The 22,923-nt window shown below is 67.9% G+C and carries 24 protein-coding genes; 5 read left to right on the forward strand and 19 right to left on the reverse strand.

The window, feature by feature from the left end:
* The coding region (locus DIE03_RS27955; protein ID WP_143329487.1) for a transposase at positions 1 to 123 on the forward strand (123 nt) is incomplete at its 5' end.
* 124 nt (positions 124 to 247) lie between these two features.
* On the opposite strand, the gene DIE03_RS27960 is transcribed toward DIE03_RS27955, so the two are convergent.
* Both DIE03_RS27960 and DIE03_RS27965 read right to left on the reverse strand, forming a co-directional pair.
* Entirely contained in the window at positions 248 to 1,636 is a 1,389-nt protein-coding gene (locus tag DIE03_RS27960) for an NCS2 family permease (RefSeq protein WP_124455488.1), read from the reverse strand.
* A gap of 539 nt (positions 1,637 to 2,175) precedes the next feature.
* Positions 2,176 to 2,853 carry a TetR family transcriptional regulator gene (locus DIE03_RS27965; protein ID WP_124455489.1) on the reverse strand — a complete coding sequence of 226 codons (678 nt, stop codon included), beginning with the start codon at positions 2,851 to 2,853 and terminating at the stop codon, positions 2,176 to 2,178.
* A gap of 48 nt (positions 2,854 to 2,901) precedes the next feature.
* On the opposite strand from DIE03_RS27965, the gene DIE03_RS27970 reads away from it, so the two are divergent.
* A complete protein-coding gene (locus tag DIE03_RS27970; RefSeq protein WP_124455490.1) occupies positions 2,902 to 3,567 on the forward strand; it encodes an O-methyltransferase in 666 nt (221 codons plus the stop codon).
* 123 nt (positions 3,568 to 3,690) lie between these two features.
* On the opposite strand, the gene DIE03_RS27975 is transcribed toward DIE03_RS27970, so the two are convergent.
* From DIE03_RS27975 to DIE03_RS28005, 7 genes are all read right to left on the reverse strand, one after another.
* Positions 3,691 to 4,209, reverse strand: coding sequence for a DUF3455 domain-containing protein (locus DIE03_RS27975; protein ID WP_124455491.1), 519 nt, complete (start codon positions 4,207 to 4,209; stop codon positions 3,691 to 3,693).
* Between the two features lie 138 nt (positions 4,210 to 4,347).
* Entirely contained in the window at positions 4,348 to 5,310 is a 963-nt protein-coding gene (locus tag DIE03_RS27980; RefSeq protein WP_124455492.1) for a cyclase family protein, read from the reverse strand.
* A gap of 19 nt (positions 5,311 to 5,329) precedes the next feature.
* Complete coding sequence (locus DIE03_RS27985; RefSeq protein ID WP_124455493.1) at positions 5,330 to 6,445, reverse strand: alkene reductase; 1,116 nt, start codon at positions 6,443 to 6,445, stop codon at positions 5,330 to 5,332.
* A 355-nt stretch (positions 6,446 to 6,800) separates the two neighbouring features.
* On the reverse strand, positions 6,801 to 7,607 hold the full coding sequence (dkgB, locus tag DIE03_RS27990; protein WP_124455494.1) for a 2,5-didehydrogluconate reductase DkgB: 807 nt from the start codon (positions 7,605 to 7,607) through the stop codon (positions 6,801 to 6,803).
* Between the two features lie 151 nt (positions 7,608 to 7,758).
* Positions 7,759 to 8,709, reverse strand: coding sequence for an LLM class oxidoreductase (locus tag DIE03_RS27995; RefSeq protein WP_124455495.1), 951 nt, complete (start codon positions 8,707 to 8,709; stop codon positions 7,759 to 7,761).
* 12 nt (positions 8,710 to 8,721) lie between these two features.
* A complete protein-coding gene (locus DIE03_RS28000; RefSeq protein ID WP_124455496.1) occupies positions 8,722 to 9,045 on the reverse strand; it encodes a MoaF-related domain-containing protein in 324 nt (107 codons plus the stop codon).
* A 29-nt stretch (positions 9,046 to 9,074) separates the two neighbouring features.
* Positions 9,075 to 10,277, reverse strand: a complete 1,203-nt coding sequence (locus tag DIE03_RS28005) for an MFS transporter (protein WP_124455497.1) — start codon at positions 10,275 to 10,277, stop codon at positions 9,075 to 9,077.
* Between the two features lie 101 nt (positions 10,278 to 10,378).
* Between DIE03_RS28005 and DIE03_RS28010 the strand changes: the two genes are divergently transcribed.
* Complete coding sequence (locus DIE03_RS28010; protein ID WP_124455498.1) at positions 10,379 to 11,317, forward strand: LysR family transcriptional regulator; 939 nt, start codon at positions 10,379 to 10,381, stop codon at positions 11,315 to 11,317.
* A 71-nt stretch (positions 11,318 to 11,388) separates the two neighbouring features.
* Here DIE03_RS28010 and zwf read toward each other — a convergent pair whose 3' ends face one another.
* Positions 11,389 to 12,864, reverse strand: a complete 1,476-nt coding sequence (zwf, locus tag DIE03_RS28015) for a glucose-6-phosphate dehydrogenase (protein ID WP_124455499.1) — start codon at positions 12,862 to 12,864, stop codon at positions 11,389 to 11,391.
* A 200-nt stretch (positions 12,865 to 13,064) separates the two neighbouring features.
* Here zwf and DIE03_RS28020 point away from each other — a divergent pair, with 200 nt between their 5' ends.
* Positions 13,065 to 13,643 (forward strand): TetR/AcrR family transcriptional regulator, encoded by a 579-nt coding sequence (locus tag DIE03_RS28020; RefSeq protein WP_124455500.1) that lies wholly within the window; start codon positions 13,065 to 13,067, stop codon positions 13,641 to 13,643.
* Positions 13,644 to 13,796: 153 nt separating this feature from the next.
* Positions 13,797 to 14,672: an SDR family NAD(P)-dependent oxidoreductase gene (locus DIE03_RS28025; RefSeq protein ID WP_124455501.1), complete on the forward strand. Its 876-nt coding sequence runs from the start codon at positions 13,797 to 13,799 to the stop codon at positions 14,670 to 14,672.
* Between the two features lie 114 nt (positions 14,673 to 14,786).
* Here DIE03_RS28025 and rfbB read toward each other — a convergent pair whose 3' ends face one another.
* From rfbB to DIE03_RS28070, 9 genes are all read right to left on the reverse strand, one after another.
* A complete protein-coding gene (gene rfbB, locus DIE03_RS28030) occupies positions 14,787 to 15,803 on the reverse strand; it encodes a dTDP-glucose 4,6-dehydratase (RefSeq protein WP_124455502.1) in 1,017 nt (338 codons plus the stop codon).
* The gene (gene rfbD / locus DIE03_RS28035; protein ID WP_124455503.1) at positions 15,800 to 16,684 is read right to left on the reverse strand and encodes a dTDP-4-dehydrorhamnose reductase; all 885 of its coding nucleotides are present in this window, start codon (positions 16,682 to 16,684) and stop codon (positions 15,800 to 15,802) included. The genes rfbB and rfbD overlap by 4 nt, the downstream gene beginning before the upstream one ends.
* Positions 16,681 to 17,262 carry a dTDP-4-dehydrorhamnose 3,5-epimerase gene (rfbC, locus tag DIE03_RS28040; protein ID WP_124455504.1) on the reverse strand — a complete coding sequence of 194 codons (582 nt, stop codon included), beginning with the start codon at positions 17,260 to 17,262 and terminating at the stop codon, positions 16,681 to 16,683. Before rfbC ends, rfbD begins: the two co-directional genes overlap by 4 nt.
* Positions 17,259 to 18,155 (reverse strand): glucose-1-phosphate thymidylyltransferase RfbA, encoded by an 897-nt coding sequence (gene rfbA, locus DIE03_RS28045; RefSeq protein ID WP_124455505.1) that lies wholly within the window; start codon positions 18,153 to 18,155, stop codon positions 17,259 to 17,261. Before rfbA ends, rfbC begins: the two co-directional genes overlap by 4 nt.
* Before the next feature lie 99 nt (positions 18,156 to 18,254).
* Positions 18,255 to 19,652, reverse strand: a complete 1,398-nt coding sequence (locus tag DIE03_RS28050; RefSeq protein ID WP_124455506.1) for an MFS transporter — start codon at positions 19,650 to 19,652, stop codon at positions 18,255 to 18,257.
* Positions 19,649 to 20,368, reverse strand: a complete 720-nt coding sequence (locus tag DIE03_RS28055; protein ID WP_124455507.1) for an ABC transporter ATP-binding protein — start codon at positions 20,366 to 20,368, stop codon at positions 19,649 to 19,651. The genes DIE03_RS28050 and DIE03_RS28055 overlap by 4 nt, the downstream gene beginning before the upstream one ends.
* Positions 20,365 to 21,150, reverse strand: a complete 786-nt coding sequence (locus tag DIE03_RS28060) for an ABC transporter ATP-binding protein (RefSeq protein WP_124455508.1) — start codon at positions 21,148 to 21,150, stop codon at positions 20,365 to 20,367. The genes DIE03_RS28055 and DIE03_RS28060 overlap by 4 nt, the downstream gene beginning before the upstream one ends.
* Positions 21,147 to 22,034 (reverse strand): branched-chain amino acid ABC transporter permease, encoded by an 888-nt coding sequence (locus DIE03_RS28065; protein WP_124455509.1) that lies wholly within the window; start codon positions 22,032 to 22,034, stop codon positions 21,147 to 21,149. The genes DIE03_RS28060 and DIE03_RS28065 overlap by 4 nt, the downstream gene beginning before the upstream one ends.
* The gene (locus tag DIE03_RS28070) at positions 22,027 to 22,920 is read right to left on the reverse strand and encodes a branched-chain amino acid ABC transporter permease (RefSeq protein ID WP_124455510.1); all 894 of its coding nucleotides are present in this window, start codon (positions 22,918 to 22,920) and stop codon (positions 22,027 to 22,029) included. Before DIE03_RS28070 ends, DIE03_RS28065 begins: the two co-directional genes overlap by 8 nt.
* Positions 22,921 to 22,923: the final 3 nt, after the last annotated feature.

A 22,923-nucleotide genomic window follows, 5' to 3' on the forward strand; every position in this document is an offset into this window, starting at 1 on the left:
ACCAGTGTCGTCGAGGGCATCAACAACACCATCAAGGTCATCAAGCGTCGGGCTTACGGGTACCGCGACGAGGAATACTTCTTCCTCAAAATCCGTGCCGCGTTCCCCGGTAATCCGCGATGAACCTAAAAAAAGCCTGGAAACTCGCGTTCCCAGGCCTGGAGACCATCAACGATGATGGTGGAGGAGACGTCGTCGTCCCGATGCGCGCCGCCCTTCTGCAGGCGACGTCGCGCATGTGTCGCGGTCAGATCGCCCAGCCGCCGAGATAGAAGGTGACGAGCACGGCCGCGATGAGCACGGTGCCGACGTTGAGCTTGCGGAATTCGCCGCTGGCGATGCGGCCGATCACGAGCGTCGAGAAGCCGAGCATGATGCCCGTCACGATGTTCGCGGTCAGCACGATGAACACCGCGCACACGAGGCCCGACATCGCGTCGACCATGTCGTCCATGTGCAGCTTGCTCACGCTGCCGAGCATCAGCAGGCCGACGTACATCAGCGCCGGTGCGGTGGCGTACGACGGCACGAGGCCCGCGAGCGGCGAGAAGAACATCACGACGAGGAACAGCAGGCCGACGACGGCAGCCGCGAGGCCCGTCTTCGCGCCGGCGGCCACGCCGACGCTCGACTCGATGTAGGCCGCCGCCGGCGCGCCGCCGAGGAAACCGGAGAAGATCGAGCTGAGCGAATCGGCGGTCAGCGCGCGGCCGCCGTTGATGATGCGGCCGTTCTCGTCGAGCTGGCCGGCTTGCCCGGCGACTGCGCGGATGGTCCCGGTCGCGTCGAACACGGCGGTCATCACCAGTGCCAGCACGCTCGGCAGCACGGCCATCGAGAGCGCGCCCTTGATGTCCATCGCGCCGATCAGCGAGGCATGGCCCGGTGCGCTCAGCGACGGCAGCGCGAAGATGCCGTGGTACTTCACGGCCGGATCGAAGACCAGGCCGAAGATCGAGATCGCGATCACGACGAGCAGGATGCCGCCCGGCACGCGACGCTTCTCGAGGCCGAAGATCGCGGCGAGGCCGACGATCGACATGATGACCGGGAGCGCGGTGATCTGCCCGAGCGAGACCGGCAGGCCGGCGCCCGGGTTCTTGACCACGAGGCCGACGTCGTTCGACGCGATCAGCAGCAGGAACAGGCCGATGCCGATGCCCGTGCCGTGCGCGACGCCCGCGGGCAGGTTGCGCAGGATCCACGAACGCACGCCGGTGACCGAGATGCCCGTGAACACGAGGCCCATCAGGAACACGGCGCCGAGCGCGACCGCCGGTTGCAGGCCCTTGCCGAGCACGAGGCCGAACGCGGTGAACGCGGTCAGCGAGATCGCGCAGCCGATCGCGATCGGCAGTTTCGCCCACAGGCCCATCAGCAGCGAGCCGAATGCGGTCGTGAGGCAGACCGCGACGAACACGGCGCTCGTGTCGAAGCCGGCCTTGCCGAACATGCCGGGCACGACGAACACGGAATAGACCATCGCGAGGAAGGTGGTGACGCCGGCGACGATCTCCGTGCGCTGCGTGCTGCCGCGCGACGAAATGCCGAAGTACCGGTCGATGACTCCCTGGGTGCCAAAGTCCGTTTCTGCCGAGCCGACGTCGACCGTCGGCTGCACCGGGGTATCACTCATGAGCTTGCTCCTTTATCAGCATGCTGAAACGGTCCGTAGCGAACCGTCGTCAGGGTGTCTCGTATCTAGTTGGGATTTGTCGGCAACGTCGTGGGGACGAGTGACGCGTGATGCGTGTCGTTACGTGCGAATCGAAACGATCGCGAGGGTGTCGCGTCGGACGACGCGTGGTGTGGTCGACCCCGTCACGTGTGCTTTGCCGTAGCGAAGGTTAGGCGAGCCGCCCATCACGTCCCATCGGGGGAAGAGCATGCAGCGCATGTCGCAGCGCTTATATCGGCGTGCAACGGGGCTTTGTTGCGACGACACGCGTGTATACGCCTAGTTCGAATCCGTTAAGGCGACTATTTGAATGCGGGGTCGGCGGGCAGGGTGGAAGCGGGTGCGGCATCGAGTCTTGCGAATATCTTTCATTGGGGCTGCGCGCCCGCATGAAAACGGCGGCGTGCGACGCGATGCGCGGCCGTGCGCCCGCGGCACCCGGATGATACCGGTGCCGCGCGCGGCTTGCGCTCGCGTGCGTTCCGGCCCTCGTCGCGTCAAGCGCGGGTGAGATGCGCGAGGTACGTGCAGAACATGTCGGCCATCGCGGTCGAATAGGCATCGATTTCCGCCGGCGTGCGCGCGGTTTCGGAAAACGTCTTGCCGCCCGACGTGAGCGTCGTCTTGATCAGCTCGCAGGCGAGCGCATGCGTGGCGTCGGGCACGCCGGGCAGCGCTTCGCGCATGAACGCATTGAAGACCCGGTTGCCCTCGGCCCGCACTTCCTGCGCCTCGGGGGCGTCGCGATAGAGCGGCGCGGCGTCGTCGAGTGCGATGCGCATGCCCGCCTCGTCGCATTCCGAACGGATGAACGCATGGACGGCCGCGCGCAGCCGCTCGGGCGGCGTCTTCTGCGTGTCCTGCAGTATTGCGCACAGCATGTCGGACGTCTGCCGCCATTCGTCGTGCTGCAGCCGGAACAGCACGGACGCCTTGTTCGGGAAGTACTGGTACAGCGAGCCGACGCTCACGCCGGCGCGCTCGGCGACGCGCGCCATCGTGAAACGCTGCGCGCCTTCGGCGGCCAAAACCTGAATAGCGGCCTCGAGCACATCTTCGACGAGACGGGCCGAGCGCGCCTGCCGAGGCAGCCTGCGCGTGGCGATCGGGGCGTTGCGGCGGTCGGTCATGGGTGGTTTGCCAATGCGAATAGTAAAACCTGAATAGTTCGTCATATTCTAGTCGGGCGCACTGACGCACTCAACCTGACACCGGAGATCCGCATGACCACCCTGATTCACGACCCGCTGGCGTCGCTGCTCGCGCGCCTGTTCGACGAAGCCGAGGCGTCGTCGCCCGCGACGAGCCCGGCCTTCGCCGGCGTGTCGCGCGACGAGCAAGCGCGGCTGATGCGCAGCAAGACGGACTACGCCGATCTGTATGCGCGCCTGAAGGACTTTCCGCTTCCCGTGTCGCGCGAGACGGGCACGCTGCTGTACATGCTCGCGCGCAGCAGCGGCGTGCGGGCGATCGTCGAATTCGGCACGTCGTTCGGCATCTCGACGCTGCATCTCGCGGCTGCGTTGCGCGACAACGGCGGCGGCCGGCTGATCACGAGCGAATTCGAGCCGTCGAAGGTCGCGCGCGCGCAGGCCAACCTGACTGCGGCCGGGCTCGCCGATCTCGTGGAGATTCGCGAAGGCGATGCGCTGCGCACGCTGGCCGCCGATCTTCCGGATGCGGTCGACCTGTTGCTGCTCGACGGTGCGAAGGCGCTGTATCCGGAAATCCTCGCGCTGGTCGAGCCGCGTCTCGGGGCGGGGGCGTTCGTGGTGGCCGACAACGCGGAATACAGCCCCGAGTACCTCGCTTACGTGCGCGCACCGGAAAACGGCTATCTGTCGGTGCCGTTCGGCGGCGACGTCGAGTTGTCGATGCGGATACGCTGAGCCGCGCGAAACGAAGGCGGCGATCGTTTCGCTTTTCCATGCATGAAAGATAGGAAAACTGATTGAATGGAAGCGTGACGGAAGGCACCGGGACGATGCGCGGTACGTGTGAAGCCGCGCGTGTCACTTCAGGAACACGTATCGCGCGAAGTACGGAAAGCGGCCGACCGCATGCTCGGTCGTGCACGCCGCGGCCGGCGGCGTGCCGCCCGCCGTGTCGAGCCGCTGCACGAAGCGCACGCCGGCGAGCGTGCCTGTTGCGGCCGGAGTTGCCGCGAGCAGCAGTTGCGGAATGCTGGCCGGGCTTGCGCTCGGCGTTTCCGCGAGCTTCTTGCCGGTAATGCGGCTGCCGTCGAGCGCTTCCCACGACGGTCCCGTGCCGTGCCGGACGACGAGCGTGCCGCCGGCATCGAACAGCAGCGCTTCGGGATGCTGGAATGTCCATGCGAGCCGGTGTTCGGCATCGTATTCGCACGTGTAGACCTGCAAGCCGCTCGCGCTGGTCGACAGCACCGGCGTGGCCGGCTCGGGCGGCGCGAGACCGGCAGCGTCGTCGGCATGCGCGGGCGCGGTGAATGCCGCGCAGGAAAGGCCGGCCGCGAGGGCCAGCAGCATGTCGCGTGTCGGGGAGCGGCTTGGCATGGCGCGGCGTCCTTTCAGGTCGGGTGACGGTCGTGTGGAGTCGATCCTGTCAACACTAGACGCCGATTGCGTGGGCCGCAACCCGGAAATGACAATCGCGGCGATAGCGGCCGCGATTGTCGGGGGGCGGACATGCGATCAGCGGATCGCGACCGGGTTGATGTTGACCTGCGTGGAGCCGACGTACAGCGGCTGGCCGAGCACGAACAGGAATTCCCACGCCTTGTCGCGCACCAGCGCGCGGCTGTCGATCAGTTCCAGGTTGTAGATGCCGCGCTTCGCGAGCATGTACTGGTTGATCGGGAATTCGTCCTGCGTGTGCGGATTCGGATAGACCTCCGACGCCCACGTGTCGCCGCCGAACGCGACGATCCCCTGGTCGGCCAGCCACTTCGCGGCTTCCATGCCGATGCCGGGCTCGACTTCGAGGAACTGCTTGTCGTCCTTGCCGATCAGCTCCAGCCAGCCGGTGTTGAACAGCACGACGTCGCCCTTGCGCAGCGTCAGCCCCTGCCGCTTCAGCACGGCCTGGATGTCGGCGACCGTGAACTCGGTGCCGCCCGGCACGATCGGCTTGCCGTAGTAGGCGGTCATGTCGAGCACGACGCCGCGCGTGACGATCGGCGGCACCTTCTCGACGCCGAGCTTCTTCACGCCGTCGACGGTCACGAAATCGGCCGCCCGGTTGCCGTTGTAGTACACGTTGTCGATGCCGATGTGGCCGATGCCGTTGAGCTGCGTGCCGACGCCGGTCCACGCGTTGACGAGTTCGTCGTTGAACGTGAACTTGTTCGGGCCGAGGCTCTTGCCGGCCTGCTGGCCGACCTGCACGTTGTACAGCCGGAAGCTGCGGTGGCGGAACGCCGGCAGGTTCTTGTCCACCGGCACGGCCAGCGGATAGGTCTTGCCGGCCTTCACGAGGCCGACCGCGCGCCTGATGACGTCGGGCGTCAGCAGGTTGGCCGCGCCGATTTCGTCATCGGCGCCATAGACGGACGGATACCAGTCGGCCGCCGCCGCGGACGGGGTCGCATGGGCCGCCTGCGCGGCCGCGAACGGCAGGATCGCGGCGAGTGCGAGCCGGGCGAGCGTTGCTTTCATTCCAGACTCCTGTCGATCGTTACGCCGCGGCTTCCGCGAGCGTCGGGTAGTCGGTCAGGCCGTGGGCACCGCCGCCGAACAGCGTGTTGCGGTCGTGCGGCGCGAGCGTGGCGCCGGTGCGCAGCCGCTCGGGCAGGTCGGGGTTCGCGACGAACGGGCGGCCGAAGGCGACGAGGTCGGCCCAGCCGGCGGCGATCGCTTCACGGGCGCGCTCGGCGGTATACGCGCCGGCATAGATCAGCACGCCGGGGAACGCGGCGCGCAATTGCTGCTTGAAGGCGACCGGCATCAGCGGCGCATCGTCCCAGTCGGCTTCCGCGATGTGCAGGTAGCCGACGCCGAGTTCGCCGAGCAGCTTCGCGGCCGCGAGATAGGTCGTTTCCGGATCGTCGTCGACGCAGCCGTTCAGCGTGGTCAGCGGCGCGAGGCGGATGCCGACGCGCGATGCGTCGCCGGTGCCTTCGATCAGCGCTTGCGCGACTTCGCGCAGGAAGCGCAGCCGGTTCTCCAGCGAGCCGCCGTATTGGTCGGTGCGCGTGTTCGCGTTCGAATCGATGAACTGGTTCACGAGGTAGCCGTTCGCGCCGTGCAGCTCGACGCCGTCGAAGCCGGCCTCGATCGCATGGCGGGCGGCTGTGCGGTACTGGCCGACGATCTCGCGGATCTCGTCGACCGACAGCGCGCGCGGTTCGGACGCCTGCACGAAGCCCGGCGTGCTGCCGTCCTCGCCGGCGACGAACACGTTCACGCCCTTCGCCTGGAGCGGCGACGACGATACGGGCTGCGCGCCGCCGAGCAGGCTCGTGTGGCTCAACCGGCCGACATGCCACAGCTGCGCGAAGATGCGGCCGTGCGCGGCATGCACGGCGTCCGTCACCTTGCGCCAGCCGGCGACCTGCGACGGCGTGTGGATGCCGGGCGTCCACGCGTAGCCCTTGCCGAGCGGCGCGATGTAGGTGCCTTCGCTGACGATCAGGCCCGCACTCGCGCGCTGCGCGTAATACGCGGCCATCAGTTCGTTGGCTTCGTCGCCGGGCTGGCTGGCGCGCGAACGCGTCATCGGCGGCATCACGATGCGGTTCGGCAGCGTCAGTGCGCCGAGTCGCAGCGGTTGGAAAAGCGGGTCCTGGGTCATGGTGGTGTCCTGTGAGTGCCGCGGCCGGCTGGCCGCGGGCGGGTCTTGTCGAACGAGGGCGCGGTGCTAGGGCCTGTTCCCGCTAATAACGGGCTTGCGAACGTGCCTTGCCGGCTGCAGTGCAAGAAGCAAGGAGCGCCGTTTGGCCGAGCCAAACAAGCGACGCGCGACGCCGCAATGCGGCCGGCAAGGCACGTTCCCCTGTTTGGAAAAATTCATTCGTGGGGCTGGCCCCCAGAAGGGCCGATCGCCGCGTCATACTCCTCACGAATACGTCGAGTATTCGCTTCGTCGCAATCCTTGCGCTCGGCCCTTCTGGGGGCCAGCGCAAGCCCGTTATTAGCGGGAACAGGCCCTAGTCCCACTTCGGCGCGAGGCCGGCCGGGTCGACTTCGCGGCCGTTGCGCTCGAGCGCGGCGATCTGCGCCATGTCGTCGTCGGTCAGGCGCAGCGTCTGCGCGAGCAGGTTGCTCGCGAGGTTCTCGCGCTTCGTCGACGACGGGATCACGGAGTAGCCGAGCTGCAGCGCCCAGGCGAGTGCGACTTGCGCGGGCGTCGCGTCGTGACGCTGCGCGATCGCGCCGATGACCGGGTCGCCGAGCACCTTGCCGTACGCGAGCGTCATGTACGACGTCACGTGGATGCCTTCGGCGTTCAGGAACTCGACGAGCTTGCGGTTCTGCAGGTACGGGCTCAGTTCGATCTGGTTCGTCGCGATCGCATCCTTGCCGACGGCCGCGATCGCTTCCTTCGTCAGTTCGATGTTGAAGTTCGAGATGCCGATCTGGCGCGTCAGGCCCTTCGCCTTCGCGTCGGCGAGTGCGGTCATGAACGCCTGGATCGACACGCCGTTGTCCGGGGCCGGCCAGTGGATCAGCGTCAGGTCGACATGGTCGGTGCGCAGCTTGCGCAGGCTTTCTTCAAGGCTCGCGACCAGCTTTTCCGGTGCGTAGTTGTCGACCCAGATCTTCGTGGTCAGGAACAGGTCTTCACGGCGCACGCCCGATGCGGCGATCGCCTCGCCGACTTCGGCTTCGTTGCCGTAGATCTGCGCGGTGTCGATCGCGCGGTAGCCGACTTCGAGGCCGTTGCGGACCGAGTCGATGACCACCTGGCCTTGCAGGCGGAAAGTGCCGAGGCCGAATGCGGGAATCTTGCTCATCATGTGCTCCTGGGAAGGATGGAACGGTTGCGGTATGGGAGTCATTCTGGTGCTTGAGACTGATGAGATAAACGCCTTTAGAGGTCAAAAATATTTGATTTGAAGTCAAATATAGGTCGTGCCCCGGGCCTGCAGGAGACTGTTGCCGGCCTTATGCGGCATGCGTTTGCGCGTTCGTCTTCGGATGGAACGCGGGCAGCACGTCCGACGCGATCTCGGCCATCGTCTCGTCGAGCGGGCGGCGGTTGCGGCGGAAATGCAGGCCGATGTGCCGCACGCCCGCGTCGCGCATCGCCGCGAGTTCTTCCGTCAGCGCGATGCGCCCCGCGCGCGCGCCGAAGCGGTGCCGCTGCAGCGGCTCGTGCGGATCTTCCGCGAGGTCGAGGTGGATGAAGCTCACGTACGGCTTGTCGCCGGCCACCGCGCGCCAGTTCGCGGCGCGCTGCGCATGGTCGGCCGGCGTGCCCGGATACGCGAGGCAGCCGTCCATGTGCTCGCCGATCCACGCAGGCGTCTGCTGCGCGAGACCCGCGACGAGCAGCGGCACCGGCGAACGGGCGGCCGGCAGCACTTCCAGTCCGGGCGGCAGGTGGCCGCGCGCGCCGTCGCGCAGCAGCGCGACCTGGTCGCGGAAATTCGCGCCGCGCGACGCGAAATCGCGGCCGAACAGCGGATATTCGACCGGCCGGTCGCCGCTCGCGACGCCGAGCATCAGGCGCCCGCCGCTCAGCTCCTGGATCGTCGCGGCCGATTTCAGCGTCAGCAGCGGCTCGCGCAGCGGCAGCACGACGGCGGCCGTGCCGAGCAGGATGTCGTTCGTGATCCCCGCGAGGTAGCCGAGATACGAGAACGTCTCGAACACCTGCGCGGCGTCGCCGAACGACGGGTCGTACAGCGGCACGTCGCGCACCCAGAGCGCGCGGAAGCCGAGCGTGTCGGCCAGTTGCGCGAGCTCCGCATGGATCTCCAGGTCGGGCACGCCGGGGCGGCGGCCCTGGTGCTGGCGCTTCGCGTCGCCGGCCGGCGACCAGTCGTTGTCGAGCGGCAGTTCGATGCCGACGCTGAAGCCGCCGTCGGCGAGTGTGTCGAGTGAAGTGGACATGTCGGGCTCCGTTCAGACCGCGCGCAGGCTGCCTTCGAGGCGGTGGAAATCGAGCGACGACGCGGTGAAGAACGAGCGCGACGTGCCGGCGGCGAAATCGTCGATGTGCACGACCGTCGCGCGGTCGGCTTCCTGCCACGAGATCGCGTAGGTCTCGCCGGCGATCGGCTGCCACGTGTATTCGACTTCACCCTTCGCGCCCGCGTACGGGCCTTCGGTGATCTCGTAGCGCATGCGGCGGCCGTCCTCGTCGTACGCGTTGAGCGCGGTGAGGCCGTCGTAACGGACTTCGAAAGTCTTGCCGGCGAACGGCGGACGTTGGGTCGATGCGTTCATGCGGAGGCGCTCCTGCAAAAAAGTGACGTTCAATGGGCGAGTTCGACGGGTTCGGCCGTGCGTTCCGGCAGCCCGTGGCGGCGGTCGAGCCGGCCGCTCAGCGCGGTGAGCGCGAAGGCGCCGAGCGTGACGACGGCGGCGATCCACGGCGTGTGGCCGAGGCCGACGTTCGCGACGATCAGGCCGCCGAGCGACGAGCCGCCGGCCACGCCGAGGTTGAAGGCGGCGATGTTGAAGCCCGATGCGACGTCGGTGGCGTCCGGCGCGAAGTGGCGCGCCTGCTTGACGACGTAGACCTGCAGCCCCGGCACGTTGCCGAACGCGACCGCACCCCAGGCGAGCATCGTCAGCACTGCGAGCCATTTCACGTGGATCGTGAAGGTCAGCGCGAGCAGCACGATTGCTAGCAGCAGGAAGATCCGCTTGAGCGCCTTCACGGGGCCTACAGCATCCGCGAGCTTGCCGCCCCACACGTTGCCGAACGCGACCGACACGCCGTAGCCGACGAGCACGAGGCTGACCTGCGACGGCGTGAAGCCGGCGATCTGTTCGAGCAGCGGCGCCATGTACGTGAACGCGATCAGCGAACCGCCGTAGCCGACGGCCGTCATCGCGAAGACGAGCAGCAGGCGCGGCTGGGCGAGCACGCGCAGCTGGCGGGCGAGCGGCGCCGGCGGCGTCTGCGGCAGCCCGCGCGGCACGAAGGCGACGGCGCCGAGGAACGCGACGAGGCCGAACAGCGCAACGATCAGGAACGTCGCGCGCCAGCCGAAGTGCTGGCCGATGAAGGTGCCGAGCGGAATGCCGGCGACGAATGCGACGGTCATGCCGCTGAACATCGTCGCGATCGCGCTGGCGGCCTTCTCCTTCGGCACGAGCGTCGTCGCGATGATCGAGCCGACCGAGAAGAACACGCCGTGCGCGAGGCCGGTGAGGATGCGCGCGACGATCAGCGATTCGTAGCTCGGCGCCTGCCAGGCGACGAGATTGCCGACGGTGAAGAGCGCCATCAGGCCGGCGAGCAGCGTCTTGCGCGGCACGCGGCCGGTGAGCGCGGTGAGCAGCGGCGCGCCGATGGCGACGCTCAGTGCATAGAGGCTGACGAGCAGGCCGGCCGACGGCAGGCTGACGCCGAGATCGGCGCCGATCGTCGGGATCAGCCCGACGATCACGAATTCGGTGGTGCCGATGGCAAAGGCGCTGATGGTCAGCGCAAGCAGGGCGAGTGGCATGGTGGGATCCGGGTTCCAGTAAGGATGGATCGCAGTGTGCCGCCTTTACTTTTGCGGAAAAACTGGGCTATAAACCAAATTGTTTTGATTTCAAATCAACAATGAAGATCACGCTCGACGAACTCCAGGCCTTTGCGGCCGTGGTCGACACCGGTTCGATCACCGCTGCCGCCCAGCAGCTCGACCTCACCGTGTCGGCAACCAGCCGCACGCTCGCGCGGCTCGAGGAGAAGCTGAAGACCACGCTGCTGCGCCGGACCACGCGCCGGCTCGAATTGACCGAGGAGGGGCGTGCGTTCCTGCAGGATGCGCGCGCGATCATCGAATCGGTCGAGAACGCGGAGGAGCAGATGCTCGCGCGGCGCGAGATGCCGTCGGGGCGCCTGCGCGTCGACGCCGCGACGCCGTTCATGCTCCACGTGATCGTGCCGCTCGTGCGCGGCTATCGCGAACGCTTCCCGAAGGTCGAGCTGGAGCTGAACAGCAACGAGGGCATCATCGACCTGCTGGAGCGGCGCACCGACGTCGCGATCCGGATCGGCCGGCTGAAGGATTCGACGCTGCACAGCCGGCGCATCGGCAACAGCCGGCTGCGCATCCTCGCGAGCCCCGCGTATCTCGAAGCGCACGGCCAGCCGCGCAAGGTCGAGGATCTCGACAAGCACGCGCTGCTCGGCTTCACGCAGCCCGAATCGCTGAACGTGTGGCCGATCCTCGGCACCGACGGCGAAGCGTGCCGGATCGAGCCGGACGTCTGCTCGTCGAGCGGCGAGACGCTGCGGCAGCTTGCGCTGGAGGGCGTGGGCGTCGTCTGCCTGTCGGATTTCATGACCGCGCAGGATCGCGAAGCGGGGCGCCTCGTGCAGGTGCTCGCGCGCCAGACGCTCGAGGTCGAGCAGCCGATCCATGCGGTGTACTACCGCAATACCGCGATCTCGTCGCGGATCGCGTCGTTCGTCGACTACCTGATCGAGGTGCTGGGCGGCGGCAGCGGCGATGCGCCGGCGCGGCGCAAGGCCGCGTGGATGGAGCCGCGGTAGCGGCGCCGGGCAGGCGGCGCTGCCCTTCGGGAGCGGGCGTGCCGCGCGGGCGGCACGCCGTCGTGCTGCGGTTACGCCTCTTCGGCCCAGGACATCCCGTCGCGCGCGAGCAGCGCCGACGAAGCGGCGGGCCCGAACGTGCCGGCCGTGTACAGGCGCGGCCGGTCGCCGAGCTGCTTCCAGCCTTCGAGGATCGGCTCGACCCACGTCCAAGCGGCTTCGAGCTCGTCGCGACGCATGAAGTGCGTGAGGCGGCCGCGGATCACGTCGATCAGCAGCCGTTCGTACGCTTCCGCGCGCCGCTCCGGAATCGCCTGCTGCAGGTCGAGGTTCAGGTTGACCGGCACCATGTTCATCCCGCTGCCCGGCTCCTTCGCGAGCATCTGCAGCTGGATCGACTCTTCCGGCTGGAGCTGGATCACGAGGCGGTTGCCGTAATTGCGCGGGCCGGTCGGGATGATCGAGAACGGCATGTCCGCGAACTCGATCACGATTTCCGACTGGCGGCGCTGCAGCCGCTTGCCCGTACGCAGGAAGAACGGCACGTTGGCCCAGCGCCAGTTGTTGATGTGCGCGCGCAGCGCGACGAAGGTTTCCGCGCGGCTGTCGGCCGGCACGTTGTCTTCCTCGAGATAGCCCTTGACCGGCTGGCCGTCGACCGCGCCGGCCGTGTACTGGCCGCGCACCGTGTCGCGTGCGACGTCCGACAGCGACATCGGCCGCAGCGAGCGCAGCACCTTCAGCTTCTCGTCGCGCACGGCGTCCGGGTCGAGCGACACGGGCGGCTCCATCGCGACGATGCACAGCAGTTGCAGCAGGTGGTTCTGCACCATGTCGCGCAGCGCGCCGGTATGGTCGTAGAAACCCGCGCGGCTGCCGACGCCGACCGTCTCCGCGACCGTGATCTGCACGCTGCGGATGTTCGGCGCCTGCCACAGCGGCCCGAAGATCGGGTTGCCGAAGCGCAGGACCATCAGGTTCTGCACGGTTTCCTTGCCGAGATAGTGGTCGATCCGATAGATCTGCGATTCCTCGAAGTGCTTGCCGACCGCATTGTTGATCGCCTTCGCGGACGCGAGATCGTGACCCAGCGGCTTTTCGAGGACGACGCGCGAGCGTGCGTCGACGAGGTGCGCGGCCGACAGGTTGTCGCAGATCGTCGTGAACAGCTCGGGCGACGTCGACAGGTAGAACACGCGGATCGCATCGCCGCGCGCCGCTTCGGCGAGCCGCAGGTAGTCGTCCGGTGCGTTCACGTCGATCAGCACGTACTTGAACAGGTCGAGGAAGCGGCTCCACGCGTCGGCGTCGAACGCCTTCTCGTCGATGAACGGGCGCGACTGCTCGTCCATGAACTTGCGATAGCCGTCGATGCCCCAGTCGCGGCGGCCGACGGCGATGATGCGCGTCTCGGGCGGAAGATTGCAGTGCAGGTGCGCCATGTACAGCGCGGGCAACAGCTTGCGGGCGGCAAGGTCGCCGCCGCCGCCGAAAATGATCATGTCGACGGGCCGGTCGGCCGCGGTCTGGGAAGGCTGATTCGTCATGGGAGGTTCGCGGTTTGAAACGGTGAACGTGAAACGAACGTCGAGGCATCGGGCGCCGGATGGCCGGCGCCGGTACGGCAAAACGCTAATAGTGCACCGTTTTGATGGATTGCGTATGCGTTCCCCCGGATGTAACAGGGCTTGCGTTCCCGATGATGTGTTGATTATGATTGAGCGCTCACTCATTAAAGGAACCGAACGTGGCCCGACCGCGCAGTCCCGACAAGCACGAAGCCATTCTCGCCGCGGCCGCGCGCGCGCTCGCCGAGGACGGCGCGACCGCGACGACCGCGCGCATCGCGCGGCTTGCCGGTGTGGCGGAAGGCACGGTGTTCACCTATTTCGAGACCAAGGATGCGTTGTTCAACGCGCTGTACGTGAGCCTGAAGGCCGACATGCGCGAAGCGATGATGACCGGGTTTCCGGAACACGCGCCGGCCGAGCAGGCGGTGCGGCATGCGTGGAACGGCTATGTGTCGTGGGGCGTCGCGAATCCGGACGGCCGGCGCGCGCTGCAGCAGCTCGGCGTGAGCGGTCGCATCGACGACGCGCATCGGGCCGCCGGCTCGGAGGGCTTCGGCGCGATCGGCACGCTGCTGCGCGAGCAGGTCGCCGCGTCGGGCGCGTTGAGCCGCGACGAAGCGCATGCGTTCTGCGCGGCGTTGTTCACGTCGATCGCGGAAACCGCGATGGAGTCGATCGCACGCGATCCGGCGCGGGCCGATGCCTACCGAGAAGCGGGGTTTCGTGCGTTGTGGGCCGTGTTGCACGCGGTGTGAGTCGGGAACTGGCGTCGTGGCGGTGCGTGCCGCAACGACAGGCAGGCTGTTTCAGGCAGGGCGATGCTGGTCACGAAGGATCGATGCGTCGCCCATATTAATGAGTGAGTAATCATTCATTTTCATCGTTTCACCACGATCAAGGAGTGGAAAATGTCGAAAGTCTGGTTGGTAACAGGGGCCGCACGCGGCCTGGGGCGAGCGATTTCGGAAGCGGTGCTGGCGGCGGGCGACCGGCTGGTGGCCGGGGCGCGCGATCCTGCGCGACTGGCCGATCTGGCCGAACGGTACGGCGACCGGTTGCTGCCGGTCGAGCTCGACGTCACCGACGAAGCGGCGGCGGCGCGGGCCGTCGCGGCGGCACGCGCCGCGTTCGGACGCATCGACGTGCTGGTGAACAACGCGGGTTACGGCCACACGGCGCCGTTCGAGCAGACGAGCGCCGACGCCTTCCGCGACCAGATCGAGACGAATCTGTTCGGCGTGGTCAACCTGACGCGCGCGGTGCTGCCGGCGATGCGCGCGCAGCGCGCGGGGCACATCTTCCAGGTGTCGTCGGTCGGCGGGCGCACCTCGACGCCCGGATTGTCCGCGTATCAGGCGGCGAAGTGGGCGGTCGGCGGATTCAGCGACGTGCTCGCGAAGGAAGCCGCGCCGTTCGGCGTGCGCGTGTGCACGCTCGAACCGGGCGGAATGCGCACCGAATGGGCCGCGCAGGCGAAGCGCGGGATCGACGACCTGCTGCCCGACTACCAGCCGTCGGTCGGGAAGATCCTCGACCTGCTCGGCATGTATGGCGGCCACGAGATCGGCGATCCCGCGCGAATCGCGGCGCTGATCGTCGACCTGTCGCGCCGCGACGACGTGCCGCTGCGCCTGCTGCTCGGCGGCGATGCGCTGTTCGTCTGCGAGCAGGCGGAGCGGCAGCGCGCGGAAGAGGCCGCGCGGTGGCGGGACACCACGCTGTCGACGCAGTTTCCGGATGCGACGCTGCCGGACGGGCTGGATGCGTTGAAGGGAATCGACTGAACCGGGCGGTTCGTTGCCGGCAGCATCCGCATCCGGGAATGAGCGCAGCGGGCCGCGAGCCCGCGCGCTCGATTCGGTCCACGGTTTCATGACGGTCGTGCTGCCGGCCGGACGTCACACATACCAGTCCAGTGTCTTCACGATTCCCGTTTCGAAACTCTCCGCCGGCCGCCATTGCAGTTCGCGGTCGAGCTTCCCCGCATCGATCGCATACCGTCGGTCGTGACCGGGGCGATCGGTGACGAACCGGACGAGGCGCGCATGCGGCGCGTGTTCGGGCCGCCGCTCGTCGAGCAGCGTACAGATCAGCGCGACGATGTCGACATTGCGCCATTCGTTGCAGCCGCCGACGTTGTAGGTCTCGCCGACCGTCCCGCGCCGGATGACCGCGTCGATCGCGCGGCAATGGTCGTCGACGTACAGCCAGTCGCGCACGTTCGCGCCGTCGCCGTACACGGGGATGTCGGTGCCGTCGATGCAATGACGGATCACGGTCGGAATGAATTTCTCGCCGTGCTGGCGCGGCCCGTAATTGTTCGAGCAGTTCGTCGTGGTGACGGGCAATCCGTACGTATGGAAATAGGCTCGCGCGAGATGGTCCGAGCTTGCCTTGGTGGCCGAGTACGGAGAATTCGGCGCATAAGGCGTCGTTTCGGAAAAGGGCGGGTCGTCGGGGGCCAGCGAGCCGAACACCTCGTCGGTGCCGATATGGTGAAAGCGGCGGCGCGCGTGGGCGTCGGCCGTGCCGAGTTTTTGATCGTTCAACCAGATCTGGCGGCACGCATCGAGCAGCGTCCAGGTGCCGAGCACGTTCGTGCGGACGAATTCGCCGGGGCCGTCGATCGAGCGGTCGACGTGGCTTTCGGCCGCGAAATGGACGACGGTGTCGATCGCATGGTCGCGCAGCAGCGACTCGACGAGCGGTCGGTCGCAGATGTCGCCGAGGACGAAGCGATGACGATCGGCGCCCGGCAGGTCGTCGCCGAGATTGTCGAGGCTGCCCGCATAGGTCAGCAGATCGAGCGTGGTGACGCTGACCTGCGGATCGCTTTCGAGCAGATGACGAACGAAATTGGCGCCGATGAAGCCGGCACCGCCCGTCACCAGCACGTGTTTCGGTCGATAGCTCATAAGGTTCGGTTCCAGGTGGCAAGCACTTCGGTGAGGCCGGCGAGCCACGACGGCGATGCGATGCCGAAGTGTTCTCGCAGGCGGCTGCAGTCGAGCGCGGAATTCGCCGGCCGCGGCGCTGGCAACGGATAGGCGTCGGTCCGGATCGGCCGGACGAACGGTACGCGATCGATGAGGCCGGTGCGCCGCGCCTCGGTGAAGATCGTCTCCGCGAAGCCGTGCCACGTCGTCACCGGCGTGCCGCACAGGTGAAAGGTGCCCCAGCGCAGCGTCTCACCGGCCCGGTATCGCGCCGCGATCGTCAGCAGCGCATCGGCGATCGCACCGGCATGCGTCGGGCCGCCGTACTGATCGGCGACGACGCCGACGACGTCGCGCTCGCGCCCGACCCGCAGCATGGTTCGCACGAAATTGCTGCCGTGCGCGCCGAATACCCATGCGACGCGCAGGATCAGATGACGGTCGGGCAATCGCGCGCGCACCGCTTCCTCGCCGGCGAGCTTGCTCTGGCCGTATACGCCGAGCGGCGCGACGGCGGCGGTTTCCGCATACGCGCCCGGCATGCGGCCGTCGAACACATAGTCGGTCGACAGATGGATCAACGGAATGCCGGTCGCGGTGCATGCGTCGGCCAGCACGGCCGGACCGTCGCGGTTCGCCTGCCATGCGGCATCGGGCTCGGTTTCCGCGCGGTCGACGGCGGTCCATCCCGCAGCATTGATCACGAGCGTGGCGCGGTGTTCGTCAAGCGCGCGGTGCACCGCGTCGGCATCGGCGATGTCCAGCGCCGCACGCGACAGCCCGACGAGCGGCTGCCCGCCCGCGCGCAGCACGAGTTCTCGCCCCACCTGGCCGAGTGCGCCGGTCACGACGATCGTCATCGCGCACTCCCGTATGCCGGCAGCATCGCCGGCGCGTCGGCGGCCAGTTCGGCGAGCGGAGGCTGCCGCCGATCCTTGTCCGACAACTGATACGGCGCGCCGGGATCGGGCCAGTCGATGCCGATCGCCGGATCGTCCCAGCGCATGCCCGCGTCCGAATCGGGATCGTAGTACTGCGTGCACTTGTACGCAAAGTCGGCCTCGTCGGACAACACGCAAAAGCCGTGTGCGAAGCCGGGCGGAATCCATAGCATCCGGTGCGATACGTCGTCGAGCTGCGCGCCGAACCAGCGGCCGAAGGACGGCGAACCGCGCCGGATGTCGACGGCGACGTCGTAGACCGCGCCGCGCGCCGCGTGGACCAGCTTGCCTTGCGGATTCACCCGCTGGTAGTGCAGCCCGCGCAGCACGCCGCGACGCGAGCGCGACTGGTTGTCCTGGACGAAGCTTGCGTCGACACCCGCGTCGCGCAGCCAGCTTTCCCGGAAGCTTTCGACGAAAAAGCCGCGTGCGTCGCCGAACACGGCGGGCTCGATCATCAGCACGCCGGGCAGCGGCGTTTCGATCACGCGTGTCATGCGGCGACCTCCTTGCTCAGCAGGTCGAGCAGATAGCGGCCGTACCCGCTTTTTGCGAGCTTGTGAGCGAGCGTTTCGAGCTGCTCCGCATCGATCCAGCCGAGCCGGTACGCGATTTCCTCGGGACACGCGATTTGCAGGCCCTGCCGCGCCTGCATCACCTGGATGAAATTGGCCGCGTCGAGCAGCGATTCGTGCGTGCCGGTGTCGAGCCATGCGTAGCCGCGCCCGAGTATCTCGACATTCAGCGCGCCGCGCGCAAGATACGCGAGGTTCAGGTCGGTGATTTCCAGTTCGCCGCGCGCGGACGGTCGCACGGCCTTTGCCAGTTCGACGACGTCGTTGTCGTAGAAATAGAGGCCGGTGACCGCATAGTGCGACTTCGGCTCGCGCGGCTTCTCCTCGAGGTCGATCGCGCGGCCGTGCGCGTCGAACGACACGACGCCGTAGCGCTCCGGATCGCGCACGTAATAGCCGAACACGGTCGCGCCGGCGGTCCGTGCGGCGGCTTGTTGCAGCAGCGACGACAGCGCGGGCCCGTGATAGATGTTGTCGCCGAGCACGAGCGTCGCCGCGTCGTGGCCGATGAACGGCGCGCCGATCACGAATGCCTGGGCAAGACCGTCGGGGCTTGGCTGCGCCGCATACGAAAAGTTCATGCCCCACTGGCTGCCGTCGCCGAGCAGTTGATGGAAGGCGTCGAGATCGCGCGGCGTCGAGATGATCAGCACGTCGCGGATACCCGACAGCATGATCGTGCTGAGCGGGTAATAGATCATCGGTTTGTCGTACACCGGCATCAACTGCTTCGATACCGAATGCGTGAGCGGATGGAGCCGGGTGCCCGAGCCGCCCGCCAGAATCAGTCCTTTACGGCCAATCGCTGTTTGCATGAGGTCCCTCGCTTCAAGAGGAAAAATGCGTGCGTGATATTCGGAATGCAACGAATGCGTCGATCGCGCCGGCTGCGGCCGAGATCCGTGCGCGCCCGGCTACGGCTGCTCGGCGCCCCCGGCGTGAATCGCACGAAATACGACCGCGAAGCCGAGCGCGTACAGCGCGGCGATCACTGCGAAGCCGACAGCCGTCGCTCGGTCCGGGTCGTCGATCACGTGCAGGATCACCGATGCGATCGCGATGCCCACGAGCGAGCCGATCTGCCTGCTCGCGTTCAGCGACGCGGCGGCGAGGTTCGCGTCCGCCGCATCGGCCGACTGCATCACGACGAGGTTCATCGCCGGAATGGCCTGGCCGGCGCCGAAGTTGGCGACGCCGACCGCGATGGCCAGCAGCGGATACGGCATCGCCGCGACGCCGACGAGCGTCATGCTGCCGAGTGCGGCGAGCGCGAGCCCGATGAGCAGCGTGCGGCGCGTGCCGAGTCGGGCGCTGACCTTCGCGGACGCGAGATTGCCGATGCCGAACATCGCCATCAGTGGAAACAGCTCGAATCCGGCGACGAGTGCGCTCGCGCCGCGGACGTTCTGCAAATAGAGGCTCAACAAAAAGATTTCGGCGAGGATTCCGAAGTTGATCGCGAGGCCCAGCGTGCTGCCCGCGACGAAACGCCGGTTCGCGAGCAGCGCCGGTGACAGGATCCGCGAGTTCGCGTAGCGCTCCCGTAATGCGAATGCCGCGGTCGCGGCCAAAGTCACGATCACACCGGCGATGATGGACGGCGAGCGCCAGCCGGCGCTGGGCCCTTCGATCAGCGTGAAGCTCAGCGCGGCGAGCGCCAGCGCCCCGAACAGATGACCGAGCGCGTTCAACGGGCCGGGATGACGCGGCGCCCGCGCGATATGCCGGTACGTGAGCCACAGGCCGGCGGCACCGACCGGCAGGTTCACCCAGAAGATGCCGCGCCAGCCGATCGCCTCGACCAGCACGCCGCCGACGCAGGGGCCGAGCGCCATCGCGGCCGACACCAGCGCGCCCCAGATGCCGATCATCCGCGTGCGCGTCGGCCCCGGCGGGAACGCGAGCGTGAGCAGGCTCAGCGAACTCGGCATGAAGAGCGCCGCGCCGACGCCCTGTGCGAGGCGCGCCGCGACGAGTGCGCCGCTGGACTGCGCGGCCGCGCACAGCACCGACGCGCCGACGAACAGCGCGAGCCCGGCGACGTAGACGGCTTTCGACCCGTAGCGGTTCGCGAGCGCGCCGCCGAGCAGCAGCAGCGCGGCGAAGCTGAGCGTGTAGGCATCGACGACCCACACCAGCGCGGTCAGCGACATCGACAGGCTGGTTTCCATGGCCTTCAGCGCGACGTTGACGATCGTCACGTCGAGCATGGCCATCACGAAACCGCACGCGAGCGCGACCATCACGAGCACGGGGCGCGCGGCCGCGGATGCGTACGCGCCGGTGGCCGGCGTGGCGCTCCCGCCGTTCATGCGGCCCGCCCGCCGAGGTACAGGCGCCGCATCTCGTCGCTGTCGAGCAACTCGGCAGCAGGCCCTTCGAGCGCGACGCGGCCCATCGTCAGCACGATGCCTCGGTCTGCGATGCGCAGCGCCTCGATCGCATTCTGCTCGACCATCAGCACGCCGATATGCTCGGTGTCGCGCATCCGGACAATCGCGTCGAACACCTCGTCGACCATCTTCGGCGACAGGCCCGCCGACGGCTCGTCGAGCAGCAACAACACCGGGCGCGGCATCAGCGCACGCGCGAGCGACACGATCTGCCGCTCGCCGCCGGACAACGCGCCTGCCGGCGACCGGTAGCGACGCCGCAGGACGGGATACTGCTCGCACAGCTCGTCGATCCGCGCTTCGCGCGGAAATGCGGACATCGACTGGCCGCCGAGCATCAGGTTTTCCCGCACGGTCAGCGACGCGAACACGTTGTCGGTCTGCGGCACGAAGCCGATGCCGTATTCGCGGATCTTCCGATGGACCGGCACGCGCGCCACGTCGGCGCCCTGGATCGTCACGCTGCCCGCACGAGGCAGGAGGAAGCCCGCGATCGACTTCAGCAGCGTCGATTTTCCGCAGCCGTTCGGGCCGAGGATCGTCACGATGTCGATGGCGCCGACCGTGAGCGACACGCCATGCAGGATGTCGACTTCGGGCGTGTAGCCGGCGACGAGTTCGCGCACGTCGATCATGAGGCCTCCAGTGGACGACGGGCGGCATGCGCGCGGCCGAGATAGGCATCGAGTACGCGACGGTTGCGTTCCAGTTCCGTCGGACGGCAGTTCGCGATCGCCACGCCGCGGTCCAGTACGACGCAGCGGTCGCATAGCTCGCGGATGAAATGCATGTCGTGCTCGATGACGACCAGCGTGACGCCCTGTTCGCGAATCCGCCGCAGCTCGTCGATCAATTCGCCGCGCAGGTTCGGGTGCACGCCGGCGGTCGGCTCGTCGAGCAACAGCAGCTTGGGCTCGGTCATCATCGCGCACGCAATGCCCAGCAGCTTCTTCTGGCCGCCGGAGATCGACGCGGCGGCCAGGTGCGCGACGCCGGACAGCTTCAGCTCGTCCAGCAGCGCGACGGCGCGCGCACGGGTAGCGGCATCGAGCGCGCGCGTCGCACGGCCGCGCCAGAGTGCGGCACCGATTCCGTGGCGCGCGGACGAAGCCGCCATCGCGAGTTCGAGCACCGACATGCGCGCTGGCATCGACGGCAACTGGAACGTGCGGCGCACGCCCAGCCGGGCGATCCGGTGCGGCGACAGCGCGTCGATCCGCTGACCGTCGAAGCGGATGGCGCCCGCCGCGAGCGGCGCGAAGCCGGTGATCGCGTTGAGCGCGGTGCTCTTGCCCGAGCCGTTCGGGCCGAGCAGGCCGACGATCTCGCCGCCGTCGACCGACAGCGTGACGCCGGACAGGACGACGTTCTCGCCGTAGCGGATCGTCACGCCGTCGAGATCGAGCAGCGCGCTCATGGCCGCACCTCCAGGCGCTCCGGCACGAGCCCATGCGGGCGCCAGAGCACGCACGCGAGCAGCATCAGGCCAACCAGGCCGAGCCGCACCGCGCCGGTCAGGTCGCTGCCGACCGCGAGCCAGTCCTTGAGAAACGGCGCCAGCGCGTAGACGGCCTGCACGATCAGCGTGCCCACCAGCACGCCCGCGTGGCTGCCGAGGCCGCCGACCATCACGACGGTCCAGAGCGCGAAGGTCTCGGACGCGATCATCGCGTCCGGCCCGACATAACCGATGTACCAGGTGGCGAGCGCCCCGGCGAGCGCGGCGGGGAGCGCACCGGCAATGCATGCACGCGCTTTCAGCGCGAGCGGATCGTAGCCGAAGCAGACCGCAAGCGCGGGTTCTTCGCGCATCACCTTCAGCGCCCGGCCGAAGCGGCTTGCGGTCAGGCGCCGGTACGTCGCGTAGGTGAGCGCGAGGCAGCCGGCCGTGACCGCGAGAAAGGCGAGATCGTCCCACGGCGCCCGCAGCCCGGGGAACAGCGGCGCGATGCCGCCGATGCCTTGCGCGCCGCCGGTGAGCCAGCTTTCGTTGAGCGCGATCGTGCGCAGGATCTCGGCGATCGCGAGCGTCGCGATCCCCCAGTAGTCGGTGGAGAGCTGCCGTCCCAGCCGCGCGACGACGAGCGCCAGCGCGCCCGCCGCGACCAGCGCGAGCGCCAGCGCCGAAAACAGCGGCCAGCCGAGCTGCGACGCGATGCCGGCCGCGTACGCGCCGAGCCCGGCGAACGCAATGAAGCCGAAATTGACGAGCCCCGCATAGCCGGCCTGCAGGTTCAGCCCGAGCGCCATCGTCGCGTACAGGCAGCCGATGGTCAGCAGATGGATGACGAAGCTAGACACGCCGCACCTCCCGATCGAAGATTCCGTAGGGCCGGAAGATCAGCGCGACGAGCAGGATCGCGAACGACACTGCGCCGACATACTCGACCGGAAAGAATTGCATCGGCCGATCGACGAGCGCACCGAAATCGACGTTCAACGCGACGGTTTCGGCGACGGCGATCAGAAGCGCGCCCGCCGCGGCGCCGAGCGGATTGCCGAGACCGCCCAGGATCGCCGCGGAGAACACCGGAATCAGCAGCCCGTAGCCGAGATTCACATGCACGCTCTCGGTGGCGCCGAGCATCGTGCCGCCGAGCGCCGCCAGCACGCCGCTCGCGAACGTGATCACGTTGGTCACGCGCGTCGCGTCGATGCCGGTCGCGAGCGCCAGCGCGCGATTCGACGCGAGCGCCCGCATCGCCCGCCCGAGGCCGGTGCGGTACAGCAGCGCCGCGAACAGGGCGAGCGCGCCCGCGCCGCACGCGATCGAGCCCAGTTGCGGCACGGACAGCGCGACGCCGGCGATCGACAGCGGCGGATGCACGTCCTGCGCATACTGCTGCGGCCGCGAGCCGGCGATGCCGAGCACCAGCGCGACCGCGAGCATCGAGATCGCGAGCGAGCCGATCATCGCCACCGCGCTGCCCGAACGCAAGAGCCTCGCGAACACGAACAGGTTCAGCAGCGTCGCGGCGGTGCCGATCAGCACGCAGGACACGGCCGTCGCGAGCGCGAACGGCAGCCCCGCGCGCTCCAGCCAGAGCGTCGCGAATGCGCCGAGCATCGCGTACTGGACATGCGCGATGTTGGGAAAGCGGATCAGCGAATAGAGCGTCGACAGACCGACCGACACCAGCATCAGGTCGGCGGTGCGGATCAATACGTCGACAATGAATGACAGCATGGC

Origin of the sequence: Burkholderia sp. Bp8992, from assembly GCF_003853705.1 — a bacterium.
GTDB lineage: Bacteria > Pseudomonadota > Gammaproteobacteria > Burkholderiales > Burkholderiaceae > Burkholderia.

Bases quoted from the DNA above. Each gene is read 5' to 3' on its own strand.
- DIE03_RS27960 (WP_124455488.1), bottom strand. From the start codon at position 1,636: ATGAGTGATACCCCGGTGCAGCCGACGGTCGACGTCGGCTCGGCAGAA.
- DIE03_RS27965 (WP_124455489.1), bottom strand. From the start codon at position 2,853: ATGACGAACTATTCAGGTTTTACTATTCGCATTGGCAAACCACCCATG.
- DIE03_RS27970 (WP_124455490.1), top strand. From the start codon at position 2,902: ATGACCACCCTGATTCACGACCCGCTGGCGTCGCTGCTCGCGCGCCTG.
- DIE03_RS27975 (WP_124455491.1), bottom strand. From the start codon at position 4,209: ATGCCAAGCCGCTCCCCGACACGCGACATGCTGCTGGCCCTCGCGGCC.
- DIE03_RS27980 (WP_124455492.1), bottom strand. From the start codon at position 5,310: ATGAAAGCAACGCTCGCCCGGCTCGCACTCGCCGCGATCCTGCCGTTC.
- DIE03_RS27985 (WP_124455493.1), bottom strand. From the start codon at position 6,445: ATGACCCAGGACCCGCTTTTCCAACCGCTGCGACTCGGCGCACTGACG.
- dkgB (WP_124455494.1), bottom strand. From the start codon at position 7,607: ATGAGCAAGATTCCCGCATTCGGCCTCGGCACTTTCCGCCTGCAAGGC.
- DIE03_RS27995 (WP_124455495.1), bottom strand. From the start codon at position 8,709: ATGTCCACTTCACTCGACACACTCGCCGACGGCGGCTTCAGCGTCGGC.
- DIE03_RS28000 (WP_124455496.1), bottom strand. From the start codon at position 9,045: ATGAACGCATCGACCCAACGTCCGCCGTTCGCCGGCAAGACTTTCGAA.
- DIE03_RS28005 (WP_124455497.1), bottom strand. From the start codon at position 10,277: ATGCCACTCGCCCTGCTTGCGCTGACCATCAGCGCCTTTGCCATCGGC.
- DIE03_RS28010 (WP_124455498.1), top strand. From the start codon at position 10,379: ATGAAGATCACGCTCGACGAACTCCAGGCCTTTGCGGCCGTGGTCGAC.
- zwf (WP_124455499.1), bottom strand. From the start codon at position 12,864: ATGACGAATCAGCCTTCCCAGACCGCGGCCGACCGGCCCGTCGACATG.
- DIE03_RS28025 (WP_124455501.1), top strand. From the start codon at position 13,797: ATGTCGAAAGTCTGGTTGGTAACAGGGGCCGCACGCGGCCTGGGGCGA.
- rfbB (WP_124455502.1), bottom strand. From the start codon at position 15,803: ATGAGCTATCGACCGAAACACGTGCTGGTGACGGGCGGTGCCGGCTTC.
- rfbD (WP_124455503.1), bottom strand. From the start codon at position 16,684: ATGACGATCGTCGTGACCGGCGCACTCGGCCAGGTGGGGCGAGAACTC.
- rfbC (WP_124455504.1), bottom strand. From the start codon at position 17,262: ATGACACGCGTGATCGAAACGCCGCTGCCCGGCGTGCTGATGATCGAG.
- rfbA (WP_124455505.1), bottom strand. From the start codon at position 18,155: ATGCAAACAGCGATTGGCCGTAAAGGACTGATTCTGGCGGGCGGCTCG.
- DIE03_RS28050 (WP_124455506.1), bottom strand. From the start codon at position 19,652: ATGAACGGCGGGAGCGCCACGCCGGCCACCGGCGCGTACGCATCCGCG.
- DIE03_RS28055 (WP_124455507.1), bottom strand. From the start codon at position 20,368: ATGATCGACGTGCGCGAACTCGTCGCCGGCTACACGCCCGAAGTCGAC.
- DIE03_RS28060 (WP_124455508.1), bottom strand. From the start codon at position 21,150: ATGAGCGCGCTGCTCGATCTCGACGGCGTGACGATCCGCTACGGCGAG.
- DIE03_RS28070 (WP_124455510.1), bottom strand. From the start codon at position 22,920: ATGCTGTCATTCATTGTCGACGTATTGATCCGCACCGCCGACCTGATG.